This is a genomic window from Mycolicibacterium brisbanense (genome assembly GCF_001570425.1).
Taxonomy (GTDB): Bacteria; Actinomycetota; Actinomycetes; order Mycobacteriales; family Mycobacteriaceae; genus Mycobacterium; species Mycobacterium brisbanense.
This window is the reverse complement of the sequence record NZ_BCSX01000056.1, coordinates 239769-259435: the sequence shown is the minus strand read 5'-3', so window position 1 is coordinate 259435 and position 19667 is coordinate 239769. Positions and strand designations below refer to the sequence as shown.

Below are 19667 nucleotides of genomic sequence, written 5' to 3'. Positions count from 1 at the left end.
ATTACGCGGCGGCTGCGCCGACGCTGTTGACGAAACCGACCATGGCGGGCATGAACTTCTCGTAGTCGCCGTGAGGACCGAAGCCGCTCGCGACGAACATGCCGCCGTTGACGAGCGCCTCGACGAGCGCGACGACGTGCGCGATGCTCGTCGCGCCGGTGGATGGGACGCCGGAGAGACCGCCGCCTCCGGTGATCACGCCCCTGACGAGTCCGGTGATGAGATCGGTAGGGATGGCGCCCGGGTTGAGCCCGATAATCGCGGCGGCCTCCTGGACGATGGCGATGATGTTGGCCACGTCGAAGTTCTGCACGATGTTGAAGATGAGCGTCTCGTCGAGCCCCACGCCGGTCTGCTGGGTCCACGGCGTGGTGCCCACCGGTGCGGCCCCGTACAGGTCGCCATCGTTGTTGCAGGACATCAGGAATGACGGCGTCTGTGCGGGTGTGAGGTCGCCCGGGCCCGCGATGCCGCCGGTGACGTAGCCGTCCAGGTTGGCCGGGATCAGGAAGCCAGCGGCCACGTTGCCGTTGCAGATCCCAGGCGCGCGCATCGGATCGCCGAAGTTGACGATGCCGATGACCTCGATGGCGCCGGACTGTGCGAGCGCGTGCAGCCGACCGCTCGGGCTGAGGATCTCGTCGCGCCAGACCTTATTGGCGACCAGCGCGCCCTGGCTATAGCCGGACAGGACGACCTTGCCGGACCACTGCGGGCTGAGCGCGTACAGCGGCACGAGGCGCACAACCTCGTTCACGCCCTGATCGACCGACGGACCCATCGGGAACGTCGCGGCCGGATAGCCGACGGGCTGCCAGAAGAACAGCTCTTGGTCAACCTGGCTGCCCAGCTCGCCGGCGAACCCCGGGCCGAACGGATCCGGCGAGCCGGTGCCGTTGACGGTGATGATGACGTGCTGCTTGGGCATCGCGACGCCCGCATAGGCGCATTGCAGCGCCAGCCAGTCGCGGCTCACAGCACGCCCAGGTGATCACCGATCAGGGCCAGCATGTCAAAAACGTCATGGCCCTTGTAGCGGCGCGTGAGGATCTTCGCCAGCGTGACGGTCTGGTCGTAGAACGACGCGGTGACGTTCGGCCCTTCGGCGTCGCCGTTGGCCACGGTGGACAGGTCGCCGATCTGCGCGTCGCGCAGCATGTGCACGATCCGCCACGGGAGTTCCTTGCCGGTGGCGTCGATGCCGTCGTTGGCGTTGGCGATGGAATTGGCGTCAGCCATGGTGTTACCTCCGGTTGGTGGGTTGCTGGGTGGGGTCACAGGCGGCGTCACGGGCGCGCCGATGCCGCACGCTGCGGCGAATGCGTTGGCGTCCAGGCCATCCGCAGCGTTCATGTCGCAGTTGCCGAACGGGGGCGCGCCAGACGGGAGACCGTTCGCCGGGTCGGCGCCCACGGATCCGTCCGTGTACTGGTGCGCAATCTTGTTGGGGTAGCTGGGATTCGAGCCGTATGCCGCCACGATCAGCGGGATACCGTCGGGCTTCGTCGGCCAGCACGAGTTGAGATCCCAGGTATTGCCGTAACCGATGATGCGGCCAGCAGCGCCCCAATCGTGCAGGCCCCAGTACAGCCGGTTGATGCCGTCGGACTGGTCACCTTCGGGGTTGCCGCCCGACTCGACGTCGAGCATGAGCACCACGCGCGGGTGTAGGCCGCCGTTGGCGTTGATGGTGTTGATCACCGTGTCACGGTTGGTGTTCCACGTCGCCGGGCGTACGTAGGTGTAGACGATGCCGAACGTGAGCTTGCCGCTGTCGAGCGCCGCCCGCATCCACGCGTAGTTGTGCGCGAAATTGTGATCGACGTAGGTGCCGTCACTGACGCGGATCGACAGCACCGGGTACGGGTACGAGTCATCAACGGGCGCCTGGAATTCGGAGACGTCGGCGAAAATGGTGTCGGCCATCGAGATCCTTTCGTGGGCTGAACGCAGACAGGCCCCGGGGGTCGCCCGGGGCCTGCTGCGGGGTGGGTCAGGCTGTGGGAGCCGGTGCGGGCGGTTCGAGCGCCTGCAGCGCGGTCAGGGCGCTGTTCAGCCCGTCGAGCGAGCCGGCGGGCAGGTTGCCCGCGGCGACCTGGGCCTCGAGGTTCTTGACCTCGGTGCCGACGGCCGCGATGGCGGTCTGCAGGTTGGTGGCCAGGGTGTCGAGATCGGTCTGTTCGACCTGTACGAGTGCCATGATCGTGATGACTCCATTCAGGATTTGCTGCTGCTGGTGCAGCAGTTGATTCACCCATGCCGGTTGGCAGGATGGTCTGTGGTGCCAGAACAGCCCGTGGCTCTCCTGGCCCTCTTGGGGTTCGCCCTCGTTGGGCGGAACGCTCTGTGTCATGCGCGGACCTGCTTCCAATCGTCTTGGAGCTGTTGCCAGTTGAGGCCGTCGAGCGTGACGCCGTTGGCCATCATTTCGGCGCTGAGGTAGACGAGCGCCTCGTCGCAGTATTTGGCGATGAACGCGTCGGTGACCTTTTGAATCTGGCCCCAGGTGACGACTTTCCAGAGGCCGTCGTCACCGCGGCCGACGATCGGCACGTAGTGGCCGCCCTCGATGGTGCCGCCGTCCTGGACGTCCCACGGCTGGCTGTTCTGCAGTTGGTCCATGGCGTAGTCGGGAAGCTGCAGACCGAGGCCAACAGCGCCGAAGATCCATGCAGCCGAGGCCATCTGTGCGAGATCGCCAGGGTTGAGCGACAGGTATCCGGCGATGGTGTGCGCCTTGCCGTCGCCGTCGACCAGGCCATGGGTGACGCGGTAGCGGGCTGCCTGCTCAACGTTCGTGCCGTTGTCGGTCGGGTTGCTGCCGTCGTCGCCGACCTTGGTCGGGTCGTATCCGGTGACCGCCGAGTAGTTGGCGATGGCACAGTCGTCGGACAGGTTCACCGTGTTGCGTGCGGCCGCATTCCACATCAGGGTTTCATGCAGGCCGCCCGCGATGACACAGTCGCCGATCTGGTCATTGGCGAGCATTCCCCAATCGGAGATCAGGTAATCCCAACCGAATGCCGTTGGCGGAGCGGGCAACTTGACGGTCTTGATGTAGTCGACAAGGTGTAGCTTGTACGCCCCCTTGATCGGATCTTGCTTGCCGAGCTTGAATTCCATTGCGTCACCTCTGATCTTGCGGTTTGTGGATGAGTTCGTGCACTTGTCGGGTCAGCTCTGTGTTGTGTTCGAGCAGCGCGCGGAGTAGCTCGGTGTTCTCGAGGGTGTGGTGCGCTTCCTCGCTGGCCACGGCGTCGGCGCGCTTCTGCGCGATCAGGATGATGGCGCCCTGGAGCGCGGCGAGCATCGACAAGAACAGGTTGAGCAAGATGTACGGGAACGGGTCGACGCCGCCGGGCCCATCCCACAGCGACCACGCGGACATGCCGAGGATCGCGGCCAGCACGAATGTCCACGAGCCCATGCCGTTTCGCAGCCAGTCCGCCGCCCGGTCGCCGATCGGGAGTGCCTTGCCCGTGCGGACGCCCGGGTGTAGATGCCAGAGGTTCATGCGGCCAGCGGTCCGAGTGAGAACGTCTCACTGTTGAGCGTGAACGTGTCGCCCGCGTTCCACGGGTGCGTGGCGCTCATTGGGAATGACCACAGGAAGTGTCCCGACGTCGCCGCATCCCAGATGCTGACGTAGCCAAGGATTTCGGACGCCGTTGCCGTCCACACGCCATAGGGAGTGGTCAGTGACAGCTGGTGTGAGGCCAATGTCATGTGGATCTGCAGCCGGGTCGTGACGGCCGAGGGGTTGGCGGTGCCCGCCGCGCCGGGGTCGCCCGCGCTCACGTGGAGTTGCGCATAGAGCGCGCTCGGCGCGGTGAACGCTGTTCCGATGAGCATTCCCAACCAGTTGTCGACGAGGTTGGTTGCACTCAGTCCTGTTGCCATCGTGTGCCTTTCATCTGGTGATGAGGTATGCCGCGCCGGGTGTGCCCGCGCCGCCTGCTTTGCCTGCGAAGAACAGGGAGCCGCCGCCGCCGCCGCCAGCACCGTTGCCGGTGCCCGGCGATCCGGCCGCGCTGGTGCTTCCGGCGCCTCCGGTGCCGCTGGGGTATGTGATGCCGTTGTAGGTCTCGGTGCCGGGGCTGCCGCCATTGCTGGCCGTGAGGCTCGTGCCGGATCCGCCTGCGCCGCCAGTCGATGTCCGAGTGGTTACCCCGGTGCCCGACACTGTGGTGTTGCCACCCGGGCCACCGTTGCCGTTGGCCGCACCTGCTGTGCCCGCGGCCCCGACGACGACCGTCAGGGCTGTGGTGGAGGTCGGGATATCCACGCCGCGCTGCAGCGTGATCGCGAACCACGTGGACGCCAAGCCGCCGTTGCTGCCACTGGACGACGTACCACCGGCGCCACCACCACCGCCGCCGAGGATGATGAGGTCGACGTAGGTGTAGGTCGATGGCAGCAAGAACGTGTAAGTCCCAGCCGCGAGGTAAGCCGCAGCGCGGGAACCGTCGCCGCTGACGGTGACCAATGACGTCAATGCGCCGCCGCCGGTGTGCGCCGCCGAGCCGGCGCCTGCGAGCGCCGCTGTCGCCGCGAGTGCTCCCCCGCCGGTGTGCGCCGCGGTGCCGTTACCGGTGAGGTTGGCGGTCGCGACCAGTAGGCCGCTGCCGGTGTGGGCGATCTGACCATCGCCAGTGAGGCCAGCGAGCCCCGCCAGCGATCCGGTGCCGAAGTGCCCGATCTGCCCGTCGCCTGCGAGCGCCGCAGCCGCTGGCGTAATGAGGCCGCCGCCGGAGTGGCTGATGATCCCGTCGCCTACGAGCACGGCGGACGCAGCAAGGTCGCCCCCGCCGTGTAGCGCCGCGATGCCGCCGCCTGCGATCGACGCCAGAGCGGGCATGTCCCCACCGCCGAAGACGCTGATGCGGCCGCCGCCACTGAGTGTGGCCACGGCAGAGATCACGCCGCCGTCGGACAGTGCTGCCCACCAGCCACGTTCGGATGGCTGCGCGACGCTCGGCGGTGCGACCCACCACCCGATCGCTGATGGCGGGACGACCGGACCCGGGTTCGGAGTCCAGGGCCGCGACACGTTACGCGTAACTCCGGTTCAGCAGCGAGATGGAGAGCCAGCTACCGAGACCGTTGGCGTCGCCGGTGATACTCCAGGAACTCAGGCCGCCATTGGTCAGGATCGTGCCGACCTGCACGTAATCGCCTGCGGCCAACTCGATATCGAACTCGCCGGAGATCGACTTGCAGCCGTGCTGCGATCCGGTGCTCAGCGACGTGTCGTAGGCCAGGTAGATGGACCGGCCCCACTGCTTGGCTGTTCCGTTGACATATATGACCGGAACGACGTCGACGGGCGGGCTGGAGGTGGGCGAAATCTCCGCACCGCCGCTGTCCAGCCGGAACTTGACCGAGTATGCGCCCGCATAGGTGACGGTGAATTTGCCGTTGACCCGGTCCACTGTGATGTCGTTGGTGGCCTTGTCGGTCACATTGAATGTGTTGGCGGCCAAGATTCCTGACGCCCACGTCGTGCTGCCGGTGGTCTTGGTGATGCGTGCGAACGATCCGGGATAGGTGGGCTGCACGTAGTCCGACAGCACGAACGACGCGAGCTGGAAGCAGTCGTAGGTGGTCGTCTGCCCGAACCATCCAGTTGTGGTGTGCCGCACCATGTACACCTGCGCCGACGTGTTGGCCAGCGTCACCAGTCCCGAGGTGTCCGTGCACGACATCTCCACCGTGCCGTTGACCGACAGCGTGTAGGTCGTGCCCACGTTGTGCACCTCGACGCGCTGACCCTGTGCCAGCGACCCCACCCATGAGCCGCCTGTGAACTGGGTGAAAGCGCCACCGCTGGACAGGAATCCGATCTGCACGCCGTTGCCGGTGATGATCGCGCACGCGCCGCCAGCTCCGAGCGTCGCCGTCGAGTGCCACACCACATACAGCGGTGCCGTGGCGGATCCGCCGTAGCTGCCCAGCACCACCTGGACGCTTTGGTTCTGCGTAGCGAACACATGTTGGCAGACAGTCGAATACGTGCCGTCGGCCAGTCCGCTCTTGATGCCCATGTAGCCGTTACTGCCCTCGATGAGCAGGTTGGTGCTGTAGGGATTCCAGTCGGCGCTGGCCAGATTGGAGCCGTTCGCGCCGCCGAAGTTCGTCGAGAACAATGCGCCCGACGATCCCGCGTTGGACGTGCCCGCCTGCGCCGCCAGCGTGGCCTGCGCGGCTGCCGCCGCAGCCGCTGCCGCGTTGGCCGTGTTCGCCAGCGAGTTGACGTTGCCGGACACTGTGACCAGGCCGTTGCCGGTGCCGGATCCACCGACTGCCTGATTGAACTGGTCAAGCAGGTTCTGCACAGTGTGAGAGCCGTCCAGGATGACGCTGCCGATACTGCCGATGACCGTGGCCGGCGCAGACGATAGGTTGCTCTGCAGCGTCGTCACGCTCGAACTGGCCGTGTTCGCCGTCCCTAGAATGGAATTCAGCGACGCCTTGAACGACGACAGTATGTTGCCCGTCGAGCTGCCGCCGTTGACCACCTGGTAGGCGTAGTCCACCATGGTCTGCAGATCGGGTATGTCGGCCTTCGTCAAGGTCGGCAACGCTGGCTTCTGCAGGACGGTCCCGATCGACGACGTTCCGAACAGGTTCGTCACGATCGACTGGAGATCTGGAATATCGCTCTTGTTGAGCGTCGGCAGTGCAGGCTTCTGCAGTGTCGACCCAATCGCGTTGGAGCCGAACAGATTCGTCAGCAGCGTTCCGAACTGGCCAGCGCCGCTGAAGAAATGCGAGAACGCGCCCGCAATGGCCGACACGGGGTTGCCCGTCGAGGTGCCGCCTGTCCAGTTCACCAACTGATCCACGGCCGCCTGGAAGTCCTGCGCCAGTGTCTGGCCCGACGTCAACCCGCTGATCAGGGGCAACTTCACCAGGCCCGTCTTGGTAACCGAGCCATCGTCGAACCACACGTTGCCAGCCGTCGCGGTCGGGCCCACCACGAGCGCCAGTGCCACCGAATCAACGCCCGACGGGATCGTGAACGTGCCCGAGAGCTGTCGCCACGCGCTCGACGCGCCCGGCGATGCCACCGACGCGATCGTCTGCACCGCTACCTGCGAGTTGCCCAGGTACTGAATCAGGTTCAGCTGGATCGGGGTGCCCGTGGCCACCAGGCTCGACCACATCGTCCACACCGACAGTGCCATCGTGTCGCCCTGCGCCACCGGGATCCGGTTCGCGACGAGTTGGCGGTTGACACCGGCGCCCGTCGTCGTCGCAGATCCGGCCGCGGTGTGACCGGTGACCGCGTCGTAGGTCCACTGCCCGAGACCATCGAGCGAGCTGACGTTGTCGAAACTCGGGTTGGTCAGCAGGTTCGGGTTCGAGTTGCCGATGTGCGCGGCCGGGATATGCGGGATCAGGTTCGGCAGTATGGTCCCGAACAGATTGCCAGCGGGCAGCGGCGAATTCGGCCCCAGCAGCGTGTTGAGAAACGCCGTGAAATCCGCTGCCGTGTGCGATGATCCGCCCAGCACGTCGTTGATGACCGTCTGGAGTTGGTTGGCCGCGGTCCAGATCGTGTCGGCCCACGCGGTGAGCTGCGACGTCGACGAGGCCCCCGGGTTGAACATGCCCGTCAGCGACTGCACCACCCACGACAGCACCTGCTGGACGATCGACTTCGCGATCGACTGGAGCTGCTGCTGCGTGAGCGGGTTGATCTGCTGGCGCGACTCCCCCGATGGCGGAGTGTGGACCTGCTGAGCCGGCGTGACCTGCGGAGGCCCAGACGGGCTGCTCATCGGATCGGGAAGACCGCCACGCCGCAGCCCCACGTGGTGGCCGCAGCGGTCGTGAATGCGCCCGTCGTCCCGCCGACCTGCTCGACGTTGAAATACACGTTGGTCGGGGTCGCAGCGTTCACCACACCGACGGTCGCCCCCGAGCCTGCCGCCACACCGAAGGCGATGTTGACGATGCACGTCTGACCCGGAAGCCCGAAACCCTGGCCGATGATCGGCCCCGTGGTCGCATTACCAAGCCGCGCCACCAGGTTTACCTGAGCCGTGCCGTCGGTCGGCGTGATGAGGGTTTGGCACGACACAATCGGCTTGCACGCGTAGACCAGCGACGGGATCGGCACCGTGGCGATGGTGCGGTTAGAGCCGCCCGAGGTGCCCGTCGAGTTGATGACCGACGGGTAGTACACCTGGCCCATCTGTGAGGCGAACCCGAACTGCAGCGACGGGGTCACCTGCGTGACCACGAGCGACTGACCCAGAATCGTCGCCGTCGCCTCCAGCACGTCCGCCGCGGCGGCGAGCGCGAATGATCCCGGGTTGCCGTCGGCGCCCGAGTTGATGAAGAACTCCAGGCCGTACTGCGACGCCACGCCCGGGCCACCCGGATCGATCAGCGTCACGGCCGGGTTCGTCGCGGGGAGCGCCGTACCGTGCGCCACCGGCGTCGTCGTGATCTGCCCCGCCGGGAACACTGGCGGCAGTCCCGGGAGACCCTGCAGCACGTTCGGCAGGTGCGCGAAACCGCCGGCCGCTGTGATCGTGATGGATCCGGTACCGGTGTCGGGGTCGATATCGTCGATGGTGAGATCGACGCCCGTCACTTTGAGCGTCTGCGAACCGTCCGGGTTCGTCGTCAGATTCACTGGCGATGTCATGTCAAGCTCCCGTCACAGCAAAGTTGTGGCCAATGGCAGATAAGGTTTTTCACTGATCCTGCAAAGTCATTGCCGACAGCGCTTTCCAGAAATCTTTTTGCTTGCGCTGGATGATGGTCATCGGGTTTTCGGCGAGCTTCCCGTCGCCGACAGTCACGGTGATCCGTGCACGGTTCGTGTTTCGGTCGTCGAGTAGTTCGATGTTCTCGACGTAATCGACGAGCGCCTCGCCGGTCTCCTGCAGCGCGACAACCATCGGCGCGCCCCGGAAGATGTTGCGGCCCACGCGGAGACCGCCAGCACCGTTGAGGAACGACACCTTGGCCGCCGTCCAGCCCCTCGTGTCCCACGCGCCGGACATCAGAGCGAAAATCGCGTCGACGTTGTACGGCTGCGATGCCGTCGGGAACATCTGCTCGGGGTACGCGTACGGCCCGTTTTCGATGTAGCGGTCCTCGTCGATCGCCAGTTCGAAAGCCAGGATGGTGTCTGAGAACAGGCCATCGAGCAAATTGCTGGGGATACCCGTTACGCCAATGAGCATGGTGATCGCGTCCACCGCCCACTCCAGGGTCGCCGAGATCATGTCGTCAAGCCACTGGGGTGATTTCCCGCCCACGATCAGCTGGTAAGCCATGGCGTGGTGGTCGTAGATATTGGCCGAGAGCAGCGGCGCCTTGGGGTGGTCAGCAATCACCATCGCCGTAGGCGCCGTCCAGTTCACGCCGATCTCTGGCGCGATGTAGATCCCCTCGGAGGCGAGCTGCTGCGTCTGCGCCGACGTGACAATGTTGGTGTTCTGACCGAACAGGCCATCTTGCAGCTCGGCGATGTCCTTGAACCCGCCATCGATGAAACTCTTCGTGGGTCCAGTGATCCCACTGCGGTCGAATACGCGAACGACGTACGTATGGACCTTCAGCGTGATGTTGTCCGGGTCTGGCTGCGGGTCGATACCCGGGCGAAACAGCTTGATCTCCAAGTCAAGTCCGTTGTCCTTGATGGTCTGTTTGATCAGATCCAGGACGACATCGAACCGGCCCTCAATCGACACCCACGGCGACGTGTCGGTGAAAAAGTCGTGATGGATGACGTAGACCGGCGAGAACAGCATGTCGGTCAGGTCGCCGTTGGTCTCCAGGAACCGGGCAAACCATGCGCGCCAGTCCAAATCGAGCGACGACAACGCATTGAGCATCGAGTTAAGGCCGGACTGCAGCCTGAAAGTCTGCTCGGCTATTAGGGTTTCGATCACAGTACAGGCCGGACCCATGTAGATCGCTTCCCTGAGCGGCCCCTGATATTCGATCGGAGTCAGGAAATTAACCCAGCAGAGAACGTGATTCAGGTAGTTCGTGTCACCGATGAGCGACGCCGTCAGCGTCCAGTTGCCGCGCTCGTCGAGCGCATAGTCGGTGTCCGCAACGCGCCCGTTGAACATCAGCTCGTCGCACTCGATGACCACGGGCACGACCGTTTTCGAGCACTGACGCATCGGCCGGACCATCGGATCGCTGCCCTTGAGCAGAATTCGGCCCGTCTCGACGTCGTTGCGTGGCCACTGCACCTGGAGGCTGATGTAGTCCTGGCAGTACCCCTGCAGGCCATACATCTTGTCGCCAACCCACACCTCGATGTCGGTGTCGGGGATCTCCATCTGCGCCAACGCATTCAGCGCTGCTGTCGCGTTGACTTTTGGGGACGGCGAAGCAAGCCCGGCGGCAAGCGCGGGCAGGTCGACCTGAGTCACTCCGGGTATCTCCGAAACGGCGTCAGTGCGCCGATGACCTTGGTCTGCGACGTTGCGCCCGTGATCGAGATCGCGATCGACGACGTGACCGGCGCGGCGCCGATCGGCTTGGCCGGAATCGGGTTCGTGAACCGGCCGCCGAGCAGCGCGTCGACATTCGTTTGTGCAGGCAGGATCCCGAACATCGATTCGAATTCCTGCAGCAGCGGTGGCACGTTATTGTTCGTGGCGAACGAGATCAGGTCAGCCAGGATCTGCTGAAATTGGTTCAAGGTCTGCGGAGTTGCCTGCCCCGGCACCTGCGACAGGTCCACCACGATCGGGAGCCTCGGCAGCGTGTTCAGCAGGAACACCTGGCCGGCGAGCGCGGGCCCGAACGTGATCATGGTCGGCGAGCCCGGGCCGTTGGCGATCGACAGTTGTGTGAACGGCCCGTACGCCAGGAAGCTCGGCCAGCCGATCTGATCACCGCGGTTGGTCAGCGTGAGCCAGCCCGACGCCGATCCTGAAAGCGTGCCCGTCGCGGGGAATTTGCACGTCGACGGGTAGGACTGCCACAGGCCAGAGTCAATGCGCGCGTTCAGGGTGAAGGGCAACGACGCGTTGACCGCGTTGACCACCTTGCCGGGGTCGGTCTCGGCCCACCGCGCCATCCCCCACCAGTGCCCCATGGTCGGTGTGAACCACGAGTACTTACCCATGGCGTTCGGGCTCCACGAGTCCAGCCACGCCCGGGTGAGCCTGCGCCGCAACGCGACCTGCTCGACGACGGTCATGCCGGGCTCACGGCCCGACAGCACGCACTCCATCTTGATCTTGATGGGGTCGCCGACAGAGCCCATGTTGGTCACGCCGTCCTGGCGAGCGCCCTGCTGATCGAGCATGCGCCACGACGGCAAAATGCCCTCGATGGACTTCGCGTGCACGCCGCGCTGCACACCGACGACCGGCGCGCGGCCGCCCAGCAGGTGGAACTTCTGTGAGCCGTCCGGGCTCGTGTAGCTCGCCGACGGGTGAATCCCCTTGGCCAGGCGCCCCATGCCGCCGGGGGTTACCGTAGGCGGCCAAACAGTCTGCGTCACGGCGTCATCCCTGCCCCGTACTTGGACAGATTGAGGTAGTCCGGCGAGCCTGGCGAGTTGTGGAAGTTCTCGATGTTCAGGCCGATAGTGGGCTGCTGGTCACCGCCCTGCTGGTCCTTGTCCTGACCCTTCTGCTTATCCGGGTCGGCGCCGAGCTGTGGCGCCGACTGCTGTCCGTTGGTGTTCGGGTCGTACGGCGTCTGCCCCTGCTGCGCCTGGTCCGCAGTGTCGGTGGTGACCGGGTGCGCGCCCGCGAGACCGCCGAGAATCTTGGAGAGCGTGCCGGTCTGCGGCAGGTCCGGCAGGAACGTCTCTTGCAGACCGCTGACCGCGATGCCGCCGAGCTGACCGAGGTATCCGGCGAACCGGTTGGCCTCCTGCAGCGCGATCTGAGCCACCTGTCCGGCCGCCGCACCGCCAGCACCAAGCCCGGGCATCGCGCCCGCAGCCGCGCCCGCTTCGCTGCCCGCGTTCATCAGCAGGCCGAGCAGACCGCCGCCGATGCCCAGGCCCTGGCCCGTGCCGGTGTTCTGCTTCGGGGTGCCCATGACGCCGAGCGGGGTACGAGTCCCTTGATAGCCGGTGGTGGCGCCCGGCTTGATGGGCGCGCCGTTCCCGAAGTAGCGCGGCACGTCGGACAGGCCCGGAAGCGCCGCGCCGTCGCCACCCTGCGGCGCCATCGGGTTGTTCAGCGCCGGGTTGGTGTTGGCCGCCCCATAGAGACCGCCGACAGGCCCAGGCGCACCGCCGCCAGCCCTCACCGGCCGGTAGTAGTGGGTCGTGAACGAGGGATCATCTGCGCCGGTTCCGCCGACGCCGCCACGGGCCGCTGAGGCAGTGTCGCCCCAGTTCCACGGCGTGCCGTCGGGCAGCGTCGCCTGCATGTGGCCGGCATTCCCGGCGCCGCTCCAATAGCCGACGCGGAAATCGCCCGGGCCGCCAGGGCCCGGCAGGAATCCGTGCTCTGGCAACCACTGTGCAGCGTTCGCCGTGGTCAGCTTCTCACCACCGGTCGACCGGCCATCCATGATGTTGACCAGGTCGCCGACCGAACTCGAGCAGTCAGACAGTCCCTTCAGCAGGTCCCTACCCGCGTCCTGCGAGTAGGTGCCCGGTCGGATATTCGCCAGCAGCGCCGCATCGCCCGGATATGCGCCGCCAGCACCGCGTGGATCATAGGCTTGCGCCTTCATGTTGGCGGCATACTCCTGCTGAGCCTTGGTCAATTCCCTCTGTGCCGCAATGGCTTCCGCAGAATCGGCGCCATAGGTCTTGACGTCGTAGTCGTAAACCTTTTGATCCTGGCCGATCTCGAAATTGCGCTTGTAGTTGTCGTAACCTTCCTTCGTCATCACATTGCCGTTGGCATCAACGACATACATTGGGTTAGAACGTGATTCGCCACGACTGCGCCGCGCCTGCTCGGACTTCATCAACTGGCCCAATGGGTTACCGAGAGCCAACTCTGCGAGGAACGTCGTGCCCATCTGGGTCAACTGCTGCAGCAGACCGCCCTTGCCGTGCTCCTCGAGTGGGTTGTAGGTGCTCCACGGATCCGTGCCCTTGCTCCCGTAGCCCAAGCCGCTGCCGCTGCTCGGGATCGGCGCCATGTAGATCGGGTCCTCTTTGGTGCCCTCGGGCGACTTTTTCTTGCTGCCGCCCCCCGATCCTGGGATCGCGTCGGGCGTAGCACCCAGCGCGGGTGAACCATCGGTGGCCACCGGAGCGGCATCCGTGGGCGCTGGCGCTGGCGGTCCAGCGGGTGCCGGGGGCGGCTTCCATCCGGGCGCAAGTTGATTCTTGAAGTCGTCGAGTGGATTGCCCGCAGCGGGGGGCTTTCCGCCAGGGGCTGGCACTGGAGTGTTGCCCATGGTTGGCTGTCCGACGATGAACGGAGCCATGGGTTGATCTGGCGCCTTGGCGGCATTCTGATTGGCCTGGTCGATCTCATGCTGATTGAGATCATGCTGGGCCTTGCTCACGTCGTAGACGGAGCGGCCAGTGTCGTACAGGCCTGCGAGTCCGGTGGCCGGAATTCCCACCTCCGGGCCGAGCAGCCACGACAGTCCGGCCGCATCGTTGACGGCTGATCTGTCAGCGGTGCCGTCCGGAAGGAATTGGGTCCCAACCATTCCGAGGATGGAAGCGAGCCCCTTGAGCCGACCGCCGTTGCGCGCAAAGAATCCGTTCAGCGCGCCGTCCGCCTTGGCCGCACCCTCCTCTGCGGCAGGACCAATGCCGCGCATTGCGGCCTGCGTCTCCCTGGCCGCGGTGGTGGCCTTATCCGCCGACTTAACCTCTTTGTCGGCCGCCTTCGAGACACCCGCCGCGCCATCCTCCGCATCGTCGCCAATGGACTTCCACGCCGAGCCGACCGTCTTCGCCTTCGTGGCAGCGGTGTCCGCAACATCGGCCACAAGGCTCCTGAACTTCGTGAGACCGTCCAGGGTGCGCCCCAGCACCATGGCCGTTTTCACGAGTCCCCACGCGCCCGCCAGCGCCGTTAGTGAGTAGATGAGCCCCTTTGCCAGCGCCTCGTGTTCAGAGATGACGCGCGCCACGTTGCCGAATTCGCTGACGACCGACTTCACGGTCGGGAGCATCGCTGTACCGAGCTCCACCTCAACGGCCTTGACCGCGTCCTTGGTATTCGCCCATTCCGCGTTGAAAGTCTTCATCTTGTCGGCCCATCCGGGGATATCTCCACCCGGCGTGGCCTGCGACTGCTGGAGCTTAGCCATCTCATCCAGCGTCGCCTTAGCGCGTTCTGGATCGCCAAATAGCGCTTCGGCAACCGATTGCCCCGCAACGGTTCCCGTGATCCTCTTTAGCGCCTCGGAGACGTCCTCGATCGTTTGACGACCATTCTTGAATTGCTTAGAGAATTCATCGATATGCTGCACATCGGTGATGAATCCAGTGACCAGATTCGCCTGTTCGACATTTAGACCCTTGATTTCCTTGCGCAATTCACCCACGGGAGCCTTGCCGTCCAGGATGGCCTGTGCGGTGCCCTGCAATGAGGTCGGCAGGCTGGCAATGGCATTCTTGGCGTTCTCCAAAGCCGTTGCGTTGTGGATGATGTCGCCCGTGTTGATCTGGGTCTGATCGCCAAACTTTTTCAGCACCGTATCCGTCAGATACTGGATGGTTCCGATGTATCCACGGCCGCCCTCATCGACACTCTTGAGCTTCAGTGAGACATCGTCGGCGTCGATGCCGAACTTCCGCATCTCTTGCGCGGCAGGAGAAGTGACGTCCTTCAGCGCGTTCATGGAGTTGCGGATATTCTCGGTCGCCTGATCGGCGCTTGTGCCCGTCTTCGTGTAGCGCGCTAGCGCGGCGTAGACGTCCTCAAGCTGGATATGGAACCCGGAGGCAATCGGCTCTACCGAGTGCAGCGAGCCGGAGAATTCCTGCAGGGTTGCGCCCGAATCACCCACGGCTACCTTGAGTTTGGTCGCAACGTCCGCGGCCTTCTCGGTCGGAATGTGGTAGTCGTTCATCGAGATCGTCAGGCCCTTGATGACCTCATTGAGGTCGGGAATGCCCTCGATGCTCGCGAGCTGCGCCGCGGCTTTCAGCGTGCTTAGGGCACCCGCTCCGGTGCGGAACTGGTCACCCATCTTTGCCAGCCCAAACGACGCCTCCAACATCTGCTGCGCGCTATAGGTGTTGGTGCCAGCAAGCTTCAGGATGCCGTCCTGCAGGATCTTGACCTGATCCGCCGACATGTCGGCCGCTGAGATGATCTTCTGCCCAGCGGCCTCGAAGTCACCCGCAGATTTGACCGTGGCCGTCATGGCGATCCCGAGTCCAGCGACCCCGACCGCACCCGCAACATTGGCCGCTCTACCCAAATCTGATGTCGTTGAGGCCGCTTTCGCGCTGGCTGCGGTGAGCGCCGTCGCCGCGCCCTCCGTCGTGAGCATGGCGTCGACATGACCCTTGGTCTGCAAGGCCGAATTGGCGCGGGCGTTGGCAAGGGCGTTCTCGGCGGCAATGGCCTTCGAGTGACCCGCTCCGTATTTCTCTGTCACCTCGGCCAGGCGCGCAATCGACGCCTCAACCGCACCGTTGGCGCGGACCATCCGCTGCGCTGCGCGTTCCTCGTCGAGCGCTGCGTCGTTGTACGCCCGACGCAGGCTGTCGAGCTCAGCGCGGGCCTTAGTGCCGTCCATCGCGTCGAAAATCTTGCCCGCGCGCTGACCCCAGCCCTTGCTGATCTCGTCGGCACCGCGAAGGAAGATGTCCTTGACCTTGCCGCTAGCCTGCTGGGCCTCGGATTCGTTTATGGTCGGATGCAGATCAAATGCGACGCCCACAAATTCCTCCTTTCACCAGCCAAATAGCCTGTCTCCCAGCATTTCCTCTGCCTCGAGACTGACTTCGTTTTGCGTTTGCTGCTCGACGCGCTCACTCGGAGAGATCCACAACATGGGCTCGTAGGGTGTGCCGCCATATCGCGCCTGGATCGTTGACCGCAGCCGCGAAATCTCGTTGGCGATGGTCTGCTGCATCTTCCGCTCGGTAGACCAGTCGCCGTGACGCTCGGCCCACGTCTTGAATGCCGTATCCGGCTTCAGGAACTCCAGCACTTCCAGCAGGCGCCGAGACGAGAGTTTCAGGCGCCCATGCTCGTCGCGAGTGCCCTGATGCCAATCGGCAATATCGAGGTTCTTGTCGAGTAGGTCAGACTCAATCTGACCCGGAAAGTGCCTCACTATCGCCAGTGCTGCCAGCACTTTTCGAGTCCTGATCGGCCCGCTCCGCCGTCTTGCGCTGCAGGTACGTCCACGCCAGCGTCACGTCCGAGCAATAGCCACCCGCAGCTTTGAGCTTGGCCGGCCCATCGTCGCCCAGCAGCGCCTTGGTCAGGCGCACGTCGTAGTCCTCGACGAGGTTGCCGCCCTTGTCGCGGTGCGGCACCTTCGGCGAGCCGATGCGAATGACTTCGCCTTCGTCGTTCCTCGTGTCGGGCCAGCGATCGAGTTGCTCCAGCGACAGCTGAAGTTCGTTGTAGCGCTGCTGCTGGTCATCGTCGAGCGCAGACGGGTGCGGGATGAAAATCCCATTGATCTCGATCCCGGCGGCGAAACCGAGGTACTCGGCGGCCTGCGCGCGGAATGCTTCGAAAGTCTCACTCATGGGCCGTTCCTCTCAATCATGCTGGGCTGCAGGGCTGTTGACCGGCGGCGAACGCACAGCCCATACGCTCGCCGCCGGGGTCTATCAGGAAGCGGTCGACGTGATGGGCGCCGACGGCAGCGACGTGGCCGACACGCTGCCTGCACCGACGGCGGTCACGGTGAACACGTACGCAGTGGAGGCGGTCAGACCGGTCACGGTCAGGGTCACGTTGCCGCCAGAGATCGACGGCGAGCCCTGCAGGGTGGCAGCGGTACCGGTCAGCAAGCCGCCGGCATACTGGGTCACCGAGTAGGTCGGCGACGTGAACGCCGTACCCGCCGCCACCGGGATCACGATGGTGGCCTTGAGCCCAGTCACGGGGCTGGCAACGGGCGCGGCCGAGAACACCGGCGGATCGCCCGCGGCACGCCAGCCCTGGCCGTCGCGCCACACGATGCGGCCCATGATCTCCGACTGGCCGTCGACGTCCACCGAGTACGGATCCAGCAGCGAGTCCCAGGTCTGCGCGAGGCCGTCGGCGGTCTTCTTGTCGACGGTGCTCTTGTCGTTCTTGTCGAGGGCCGAGCGGGCGTAGCCATAGGCGGTGTACTCCGGCAGCCCATCGGCGAGGTCGATGCGGATGAACAGGAACTGGCGATCGATGGTGATCGCATCGGCCAGCTTGGTCGCCGAGTATCCCGGAAAGCCGTCAGGCAGCAGCGACGACAGCGGCCGGTTGTTGCGCAGCGCGTCGGTCAGGGTCGTCGACTGCATCGCCATGAAGTTGAACGACTCGCCCTCTTTCTGGACGTCGGAGCGGACGGTCGCGTTGGTCTGCAGGCCTTCCAGCTTGTCCGTGCTCATGTCCGGGCTCATGTCGAAACCCTTGGGATCGAGCATTTCGATCAGGTACCAGCCAAGGTTCGGGTTGGGGTTGACCTTGACCTTGCCTGGATTGGCCGGGTCCTGGATCACGGCCAGCAGGTCGGTGCGCGGCTGCCCATCTTCGGCGAATGGGCTGAACGAGTACGGCCCCATCGCGGTCGATGCGCCGTTGTAGTCGCGGACCATCGCGGCCACACGGCCACCACGCCGGATTCGGTTGGTGCGGAAGAAATTCAGCCCGGAAGCGCCCCAGGCGGCCCCGGTGGGCGGCAGAATCAGGTTCGACATTGGTCGGGTTCCTTTCGGAGTGGGAGTTACCTACGGGGGCTGCTTGGGGTCGAAAACGGCTCAGGCGAGCGTGAATCCGAGTCGGTAGCGGGAGACGTACTGAATGACGTCGGTGTCGCGATACGGGATCTTCACCGGCTCCTCGACGACGTCGAAGTAGTCGACGCCAGCGCTGATCCCGTCGGCAGTCGTGATGACCACGGCGGGGTCGAACTCGAGGTAGAGCATCCGGGCGTGCACCTGATTGGACAGGCGGTAGGCCGCGGTGTCGGCGTCGAGATCCGGCGTCGCGCCGGCGAGCGTGTGCACAGAGATCAATGGGTCGGAGAACGCGAGATCGCCCGTGCCGCCGATCTTGTCGACCATCGTCGCCGGGAGCGGGTCGCCCGGGTTGTGCCGGGACGCGGAGTAGGCCAACGGCGACAGCCACGCGGTGACGAATGTGACGCCGGAGGGGGCCTGGGGTCCATAGACGGTAGGACTGGTCACCTGCGCCTCCGTCCACCTGATCGACTTCGCCGCTCGCTACGCAGCACCCGGAACGCGGCGGAGCGGGCCTGCCGCGCTGACGAAACATGCTGAGCGGCGGCGGCGATATCCCTGGCCGAACCGGTGGCGCGGACGCGCGCCAGCTCTTTCAGTGCGTTCCGCAGGTGGCCCTGCGCGTGCTCGATGGACTCGTGGAGAATCTTGCCGTCGCCGCCCATCGCCAGACATGTCCGTGAGGCGCAGGCGAATTCGGGCATATGCTCGGCGCCGAACTCGATCCACACGGCCTTGTAATCGTGGGAGGCGATACGCGCGTACGGCCCCAGCTCGCCCTGGCGCCACTCGACATGCACCGAATCGCGGTAGTCACCGGGCTCGCCGTGCGGTGGCGTCGACCGATTCGAGGTTTCCGGGGAGAAGACGGGTGCGATGCCCTTCCAGTACTCCACGGCCTCGTTGGCTTTCGCCTCCAGCGCGGCGTGCACCCCGGCGTCTACAGCCAGAGCACGCGCCAGCGTCGCGCTGGGAATCCCCAACTCGCGGAACAGATCTTTCATGCCTGGTACTCGCACATGGCGAACACGTGCGAGGGGGTGCCGAGCATGTCCACCTCGACGATCGAGTCGCCGCGCATGTTGAAGACGCGGCCCTGGTACTCGAGCTGGTCACCGACCTTGATCGCGGCGGTGTCGGTGTCGTATGGCAGGATGGCCCATGCGGTCTGCTTCATCGTCGTCGCGGTCGGCGTGACGTCCTCGGCACGGCCCGGCATCGCCGACAACTCCACCTCAAACACGCAGCCCGTCACGTCAATTCGCGCGCTCGTGGTCTGCGTGATGCCCAGTTCCGACTTGACCGCATTGCCGTTGTCGTCGAGCCTGGGCCGGGTCGTCAGGATCGTGACCGTCTGATTGCCCGGATTCCATAGAGGCATCAGGGAGCGCCGTAATTCCACGTCGACGGGAAGCTCCAGCCGGTTGTCCACCCGGCGGCGTAGTCGGGCGCCTCGAAATCGTCAGGCACGCACGACGACATCGGCAGCGCCGAGACCGGGATACCCAGCAGTACCTTGTGCCGGTCGGTGAAATCCAGCGCCGTTGCCGGGTTGTCGAGCGAGCCCGATTCGGTGCGGTGCGCCGTCGTCGAACTGAAATCCTTGAGCGGCCCGTACTTCTGGAATCGCAGCGTGTTCGCGACGACCTCGTAGGTGACGAGCTGAGCCGCCGGGTCGGAATTCGACAGGTTCTGACCCGACGGCCCGTTCTCGTAGATCCAGTTCGACGCCACCGACAGCAGGAGGCCCACCAAGGCCTGCTGTTGCGTGTTCAGTGGCGGTCCGTCCCAAAGGGCCTGAAACCCAGTGAGATCCAGAAAAGGGGTCACG

At 65.0% G+C, this 19667-nt stretch carries 19 protein-coding genes; all 19 read right to left on the bottom strand.

All coding sequences use genetic code 11. The features are described 5' to 3' along the window. Nucleotide 1: 1 nt before the first annotated feature. The 19 genes from RMCB_RS34045 to RMCB_RS33955 all read right to left on the bottom strand — a co-directional run bounded on the left by RMCB_RS34045 (nt 2) and on the right by RMCB_RS33955 (nt 19666). Entirely contained in the window at nt 2-976 is a 975-nt protein-coding gene (locus RMCB_RS34045; RefSeq protein WP_062832256.1) for a cutinase family protein, read from the bottom strand. Beyond that, a complete protein-coding gene (locus tag RMCB_RS34040) occupies nt 973-1926 on the bottom strand; it encodes a glycoside hydrolase family 25 domain-containing protein (RefSeq protein ID WP_234792344.1) in 954 nt (317 codons plus the stop codon). The genes RMCB_RS34045 and RMCB_RS34040 overlap by 4 nt, the downstream gene beginning before the upstream one ends. A 67-nt stretch (nt 1927-1993) precedes the next feature. Beyond that, nucleotides 1994-2353, bottom strand: coding sequence for a hypothetical protein (locus tag RMCB_RS34035; protein ID WP_062832255.1), 360 nt, complete (start codon nt 2351-2353; stop codon nt 1994-1996). Continuing rightward, nucleotides 2350-3123 carry a hypothetical protein gene (locus RMCB_RS34030; RefSeq protein ID WP_062832254.1) on the bottom strand — a complete coding sequence of 258 codons (774 nt, stop codon included), beginning with the start codon at nt 3121-3123 and terminating at the stop codon, nt 2350-2352. The genes RMCB_RS34035 and RMCB_RS34030 overlap by 4 nt, the downstream gene beginning before the upstream one ends. 4 nt (nt 3124-3127) lie before the next feature. Continuing rightward, nucleotides 3128-3514 (bottom strand): DUF1003 domain-containing protein, encoded by a 387-nt coding sequence (locus RMCB_RS34025; RefSeq protein WP_062832253.1) that lies wholly within the window; start codon nt 3512-3514, stop codon nt 3128-3130. Next, nucleotides 3511-3900: a phage tail fiber protein gene (locus RMCB_RS34020; RefSeq protein WP_062832252.1), complete on the bottom strand. Its 390-nt coding sequence runs from the start codon at nt 3898-3900 to the stop codon at nt 3511-3513. The genes RMCB_RS34025 and RMCB_RS34020 overlap by 4 nt, the downstream gene beginning before the upstream one ends. 10 nt (nt 3901-3910) lie before the next feature. After that, entirely contained in the window at nt 3911-5050 is a 1140-nt protein-coding gene (locus RMCB_RS34015; protein WP_062832251.1) for a glycine-rich domain-containing protein, read from the bottom strand. A gap of 1 nt (nt 5051) precedes the next feature. After that, nucleotides 5052-7784: a hypothetical protein gene (locus tag RMCB_RS34010; protein ID WP_131805612.1), complete on the bottom strand. Its 2733-nt coding sequence runs from the start codon at nt 7782-7784 to the stop codon at nt 5052-5054. Then, nucleotides 7781-8659, bottom strand: coding sequence for a hypothetical protein (locus RMCB_RS34005; RefSeq protein WP_131805611.1), 879 nt, complete (start codon nt 8657-8659; stop codon nt 7781-7783). The genes RMCB_RS34010 and RMCB_RS34005 overlap by 4 nt, the downstream gene beginning before the upstream one ends. 49 nt (nt 8660-8708) lie before the next feature. Next, on the bottom strand, nt 8709-10409 hold the full coding sequence (locus RMCB_RS34000; protein ID WP_062832248.1) for a Gp37-like protein: 1701 nt from the start codon (nt 10407-10409) through the stop codon (nt 8709-8711). Next, complete coding sequence (locus tag RMCB_RS33995; protein WP_201028388.1) at nt 10406-11491, bottom strand: hypothetical protein; 1086 nt, start codon at nt 11489-11491, stop codon at nt 10406-10408. Before RMCB_RS33995 ends, RMCB_RS34000 begins: the two co-directional genes overlap by 4 nt. Next, nucleotides 11488-15816: a phage tail tape measure protein gene (locus tag RMCB_RS33990; RefSeq protein ID WP_062832246.1), complete on the bottom strand. Its 4329-nt coding sequence runs from the start codon at nt 15814-15816 to the stop codon at nt 11488-11490. The genes RMCB_RS33995 and RMCB_RS33990 overlap by 4 nt, the downstream gene beginning before the upstream one ends. A 12-nt stretch (nt 15817-15828) precedes the next feature. Then, nucleotides 15829-16236, bottom strand: coding sequence for a hypothetical protein (locus RMCB_RS33985; RefSeq protein ID WP_131805610.1), 408 nt, complete (start codon nt 16234-16236; stop codon nt 15829-15831). Then, the gene (locus RMCB_RS33980; RefSeq protein ID WP_062832244.1) at nt 16190-16639 is read right to left on the bottom strand and encodes a hypothetical protein; all 450 of its coding nucleotides are present in this window, start codon (nt 16637-16639) and stop codon (nt 16190-16192) included. The genes RMCB_RS33985 and RMCB_RS33980 overlap by 47 nt, the downstream gene beginning before the upstream one ends. A gap of 84 nt (nt 16640-16723) precedes the next feature. Beyond that, a complete protein-coding gene (locus RMCB_RS33975) occupies nt 16724-17794 on the bottom strand; it encodes a hypothetical protein (RefSeq protein WP_062832243.1) in 1071 nt (356 codons plus the stop codon). Between the two features lie 60 nt (nt 17795-17854). Then, entirely contained in the window at nt 17855-18283 is a 429-nt protein-coding gene (locus RMCB_RS33970) for a hypothetical protein (protein ID WP_062832242.1), read from the bottom strand. After that, nucleotides 18280-18840, bottom strand: a complete 561-nt coding sequence (locus tag RMCB_RS33965; RefSeq protein ID WP_062832241.1) for a hypothetical protein — start codon at nt 18838-18840, stop codon at nt 18280-18282. The genes RMCB_RS33970 and RMCB_RS33965 overlap by 4 nt, the downstream gene beginning before the upstream one ends. Further along, nucleotides 18837-19217, bottom strand: coding sequence for a hypothetical protein (locus RMCB_RS33960; protein WP_062832240.1), 381 nt, complete (start codon nt 19215-19217; stop codon nt 18837-18839). The genes RMCB_RS33965 and RMCB_RS33960 overlap by 4 nt, the downstream gene beginning before the upstream one ends. Further along, entirely contained in the window at nt 19217-19666 is a 450-nt protein-coding gene (locus RMCB_RS33955; RefSeq protein WP_062832239.1) for a hypothetical protein, read from the bottom strand. Before RMCB_RS33955 ends, RMCB_RS33960 begins: the two co-directional genes overlap by 1 nt. Between the last annotated feature and the right edge of the window lies 1 nt (nt 19667).

What these genes read in the sequence shown, in the direction of transcription:
- RMCB_RS34020 (WP_062832252.1), bottom strand. Translation starts at nt 3,900, where the DNA reads ATGGCAACAGGACTGAGTGCAACCAACCTCGTCGACAACTGGTTGGGA.
- RMCB_RS34025 (WP_062832253.1), bottom strand. Translation starts at nt 3,514, where the DNA reads ATGAACCTCTGGCATCTACACCCGGGCGTCCGCACGGGCAAGGCACTC.
- RMCB_RS34030 (WP_062832254.1), bottom strand. Translation starts at nt 3,123, where the DNA reads ATGGAATTCAAGCTCGGCAAGCAAGATCCGATCAAGGGGGCGTACAAG.
- RMCB_RS33965 (WP_062832241.1), bottom strand. Translation starts at nt 18,840, where the DNA reads ATGAAAGATCTGTTCCGCGAGTTGGGGATTCCCAGCGCGACGCTGGCG.
- RMCB_RS34040 (WP_234792344.1), bottom strand. Translation starts at nt 1,926, where the DNA reads ATGGCCGACACCATTTTCGCCGACGTCTCCGAATTCCAGGCGCCCGTT.
- RMCB_RS33980 (WP_062832244.1), bottom strand. Translation starts at nt 16,639, where the DNA reads ATGAGTGAGACTTTCGAAGCATTCCGCGCGCAGGCCGCCGAGTACCTC.
- RMCB_RS33960 (WP_062832240.1), bottom strand. Translation starts at nt 19,217, where the DNA reads ATGCCTCTATGGAATCCGGGCAATCAGACGGTCACGATCCTGACGACC.
- RMCB_RS33975 (WP_062832243.1), bottom strand. Translation starts at nt 17,794, where the DNA reads ATGTCGAACCTGATTCTGCCGCCCACCGGGGCCGCCTGGGGCGCTTCC.
- RMCB_RS34005 (WP_131805611.1), bottom strand. Translation starts at nt 8,659, where the DNA reads ATGACATCGCCAGTGAATCTGACGACGAACCCGGACGGTTCGCAGACG.
- RMCB_RS34010 (WP_131805612.1), bottom strand. Translation starts at nt 7,784, where the DNA reads ATGAGCAGCCCGTCTGGGCCTCCGCAGGTCACGCCGGCTCAGCAGGTC.
- RMCB_RS34035 (WP_062832255.1), bottom strand. Translation starts at nt 2,353, where the DNA reads ATGACACAGAGCGTTCCGCCCAACGAGGGCGAACCCCAAGAGGGCCAG.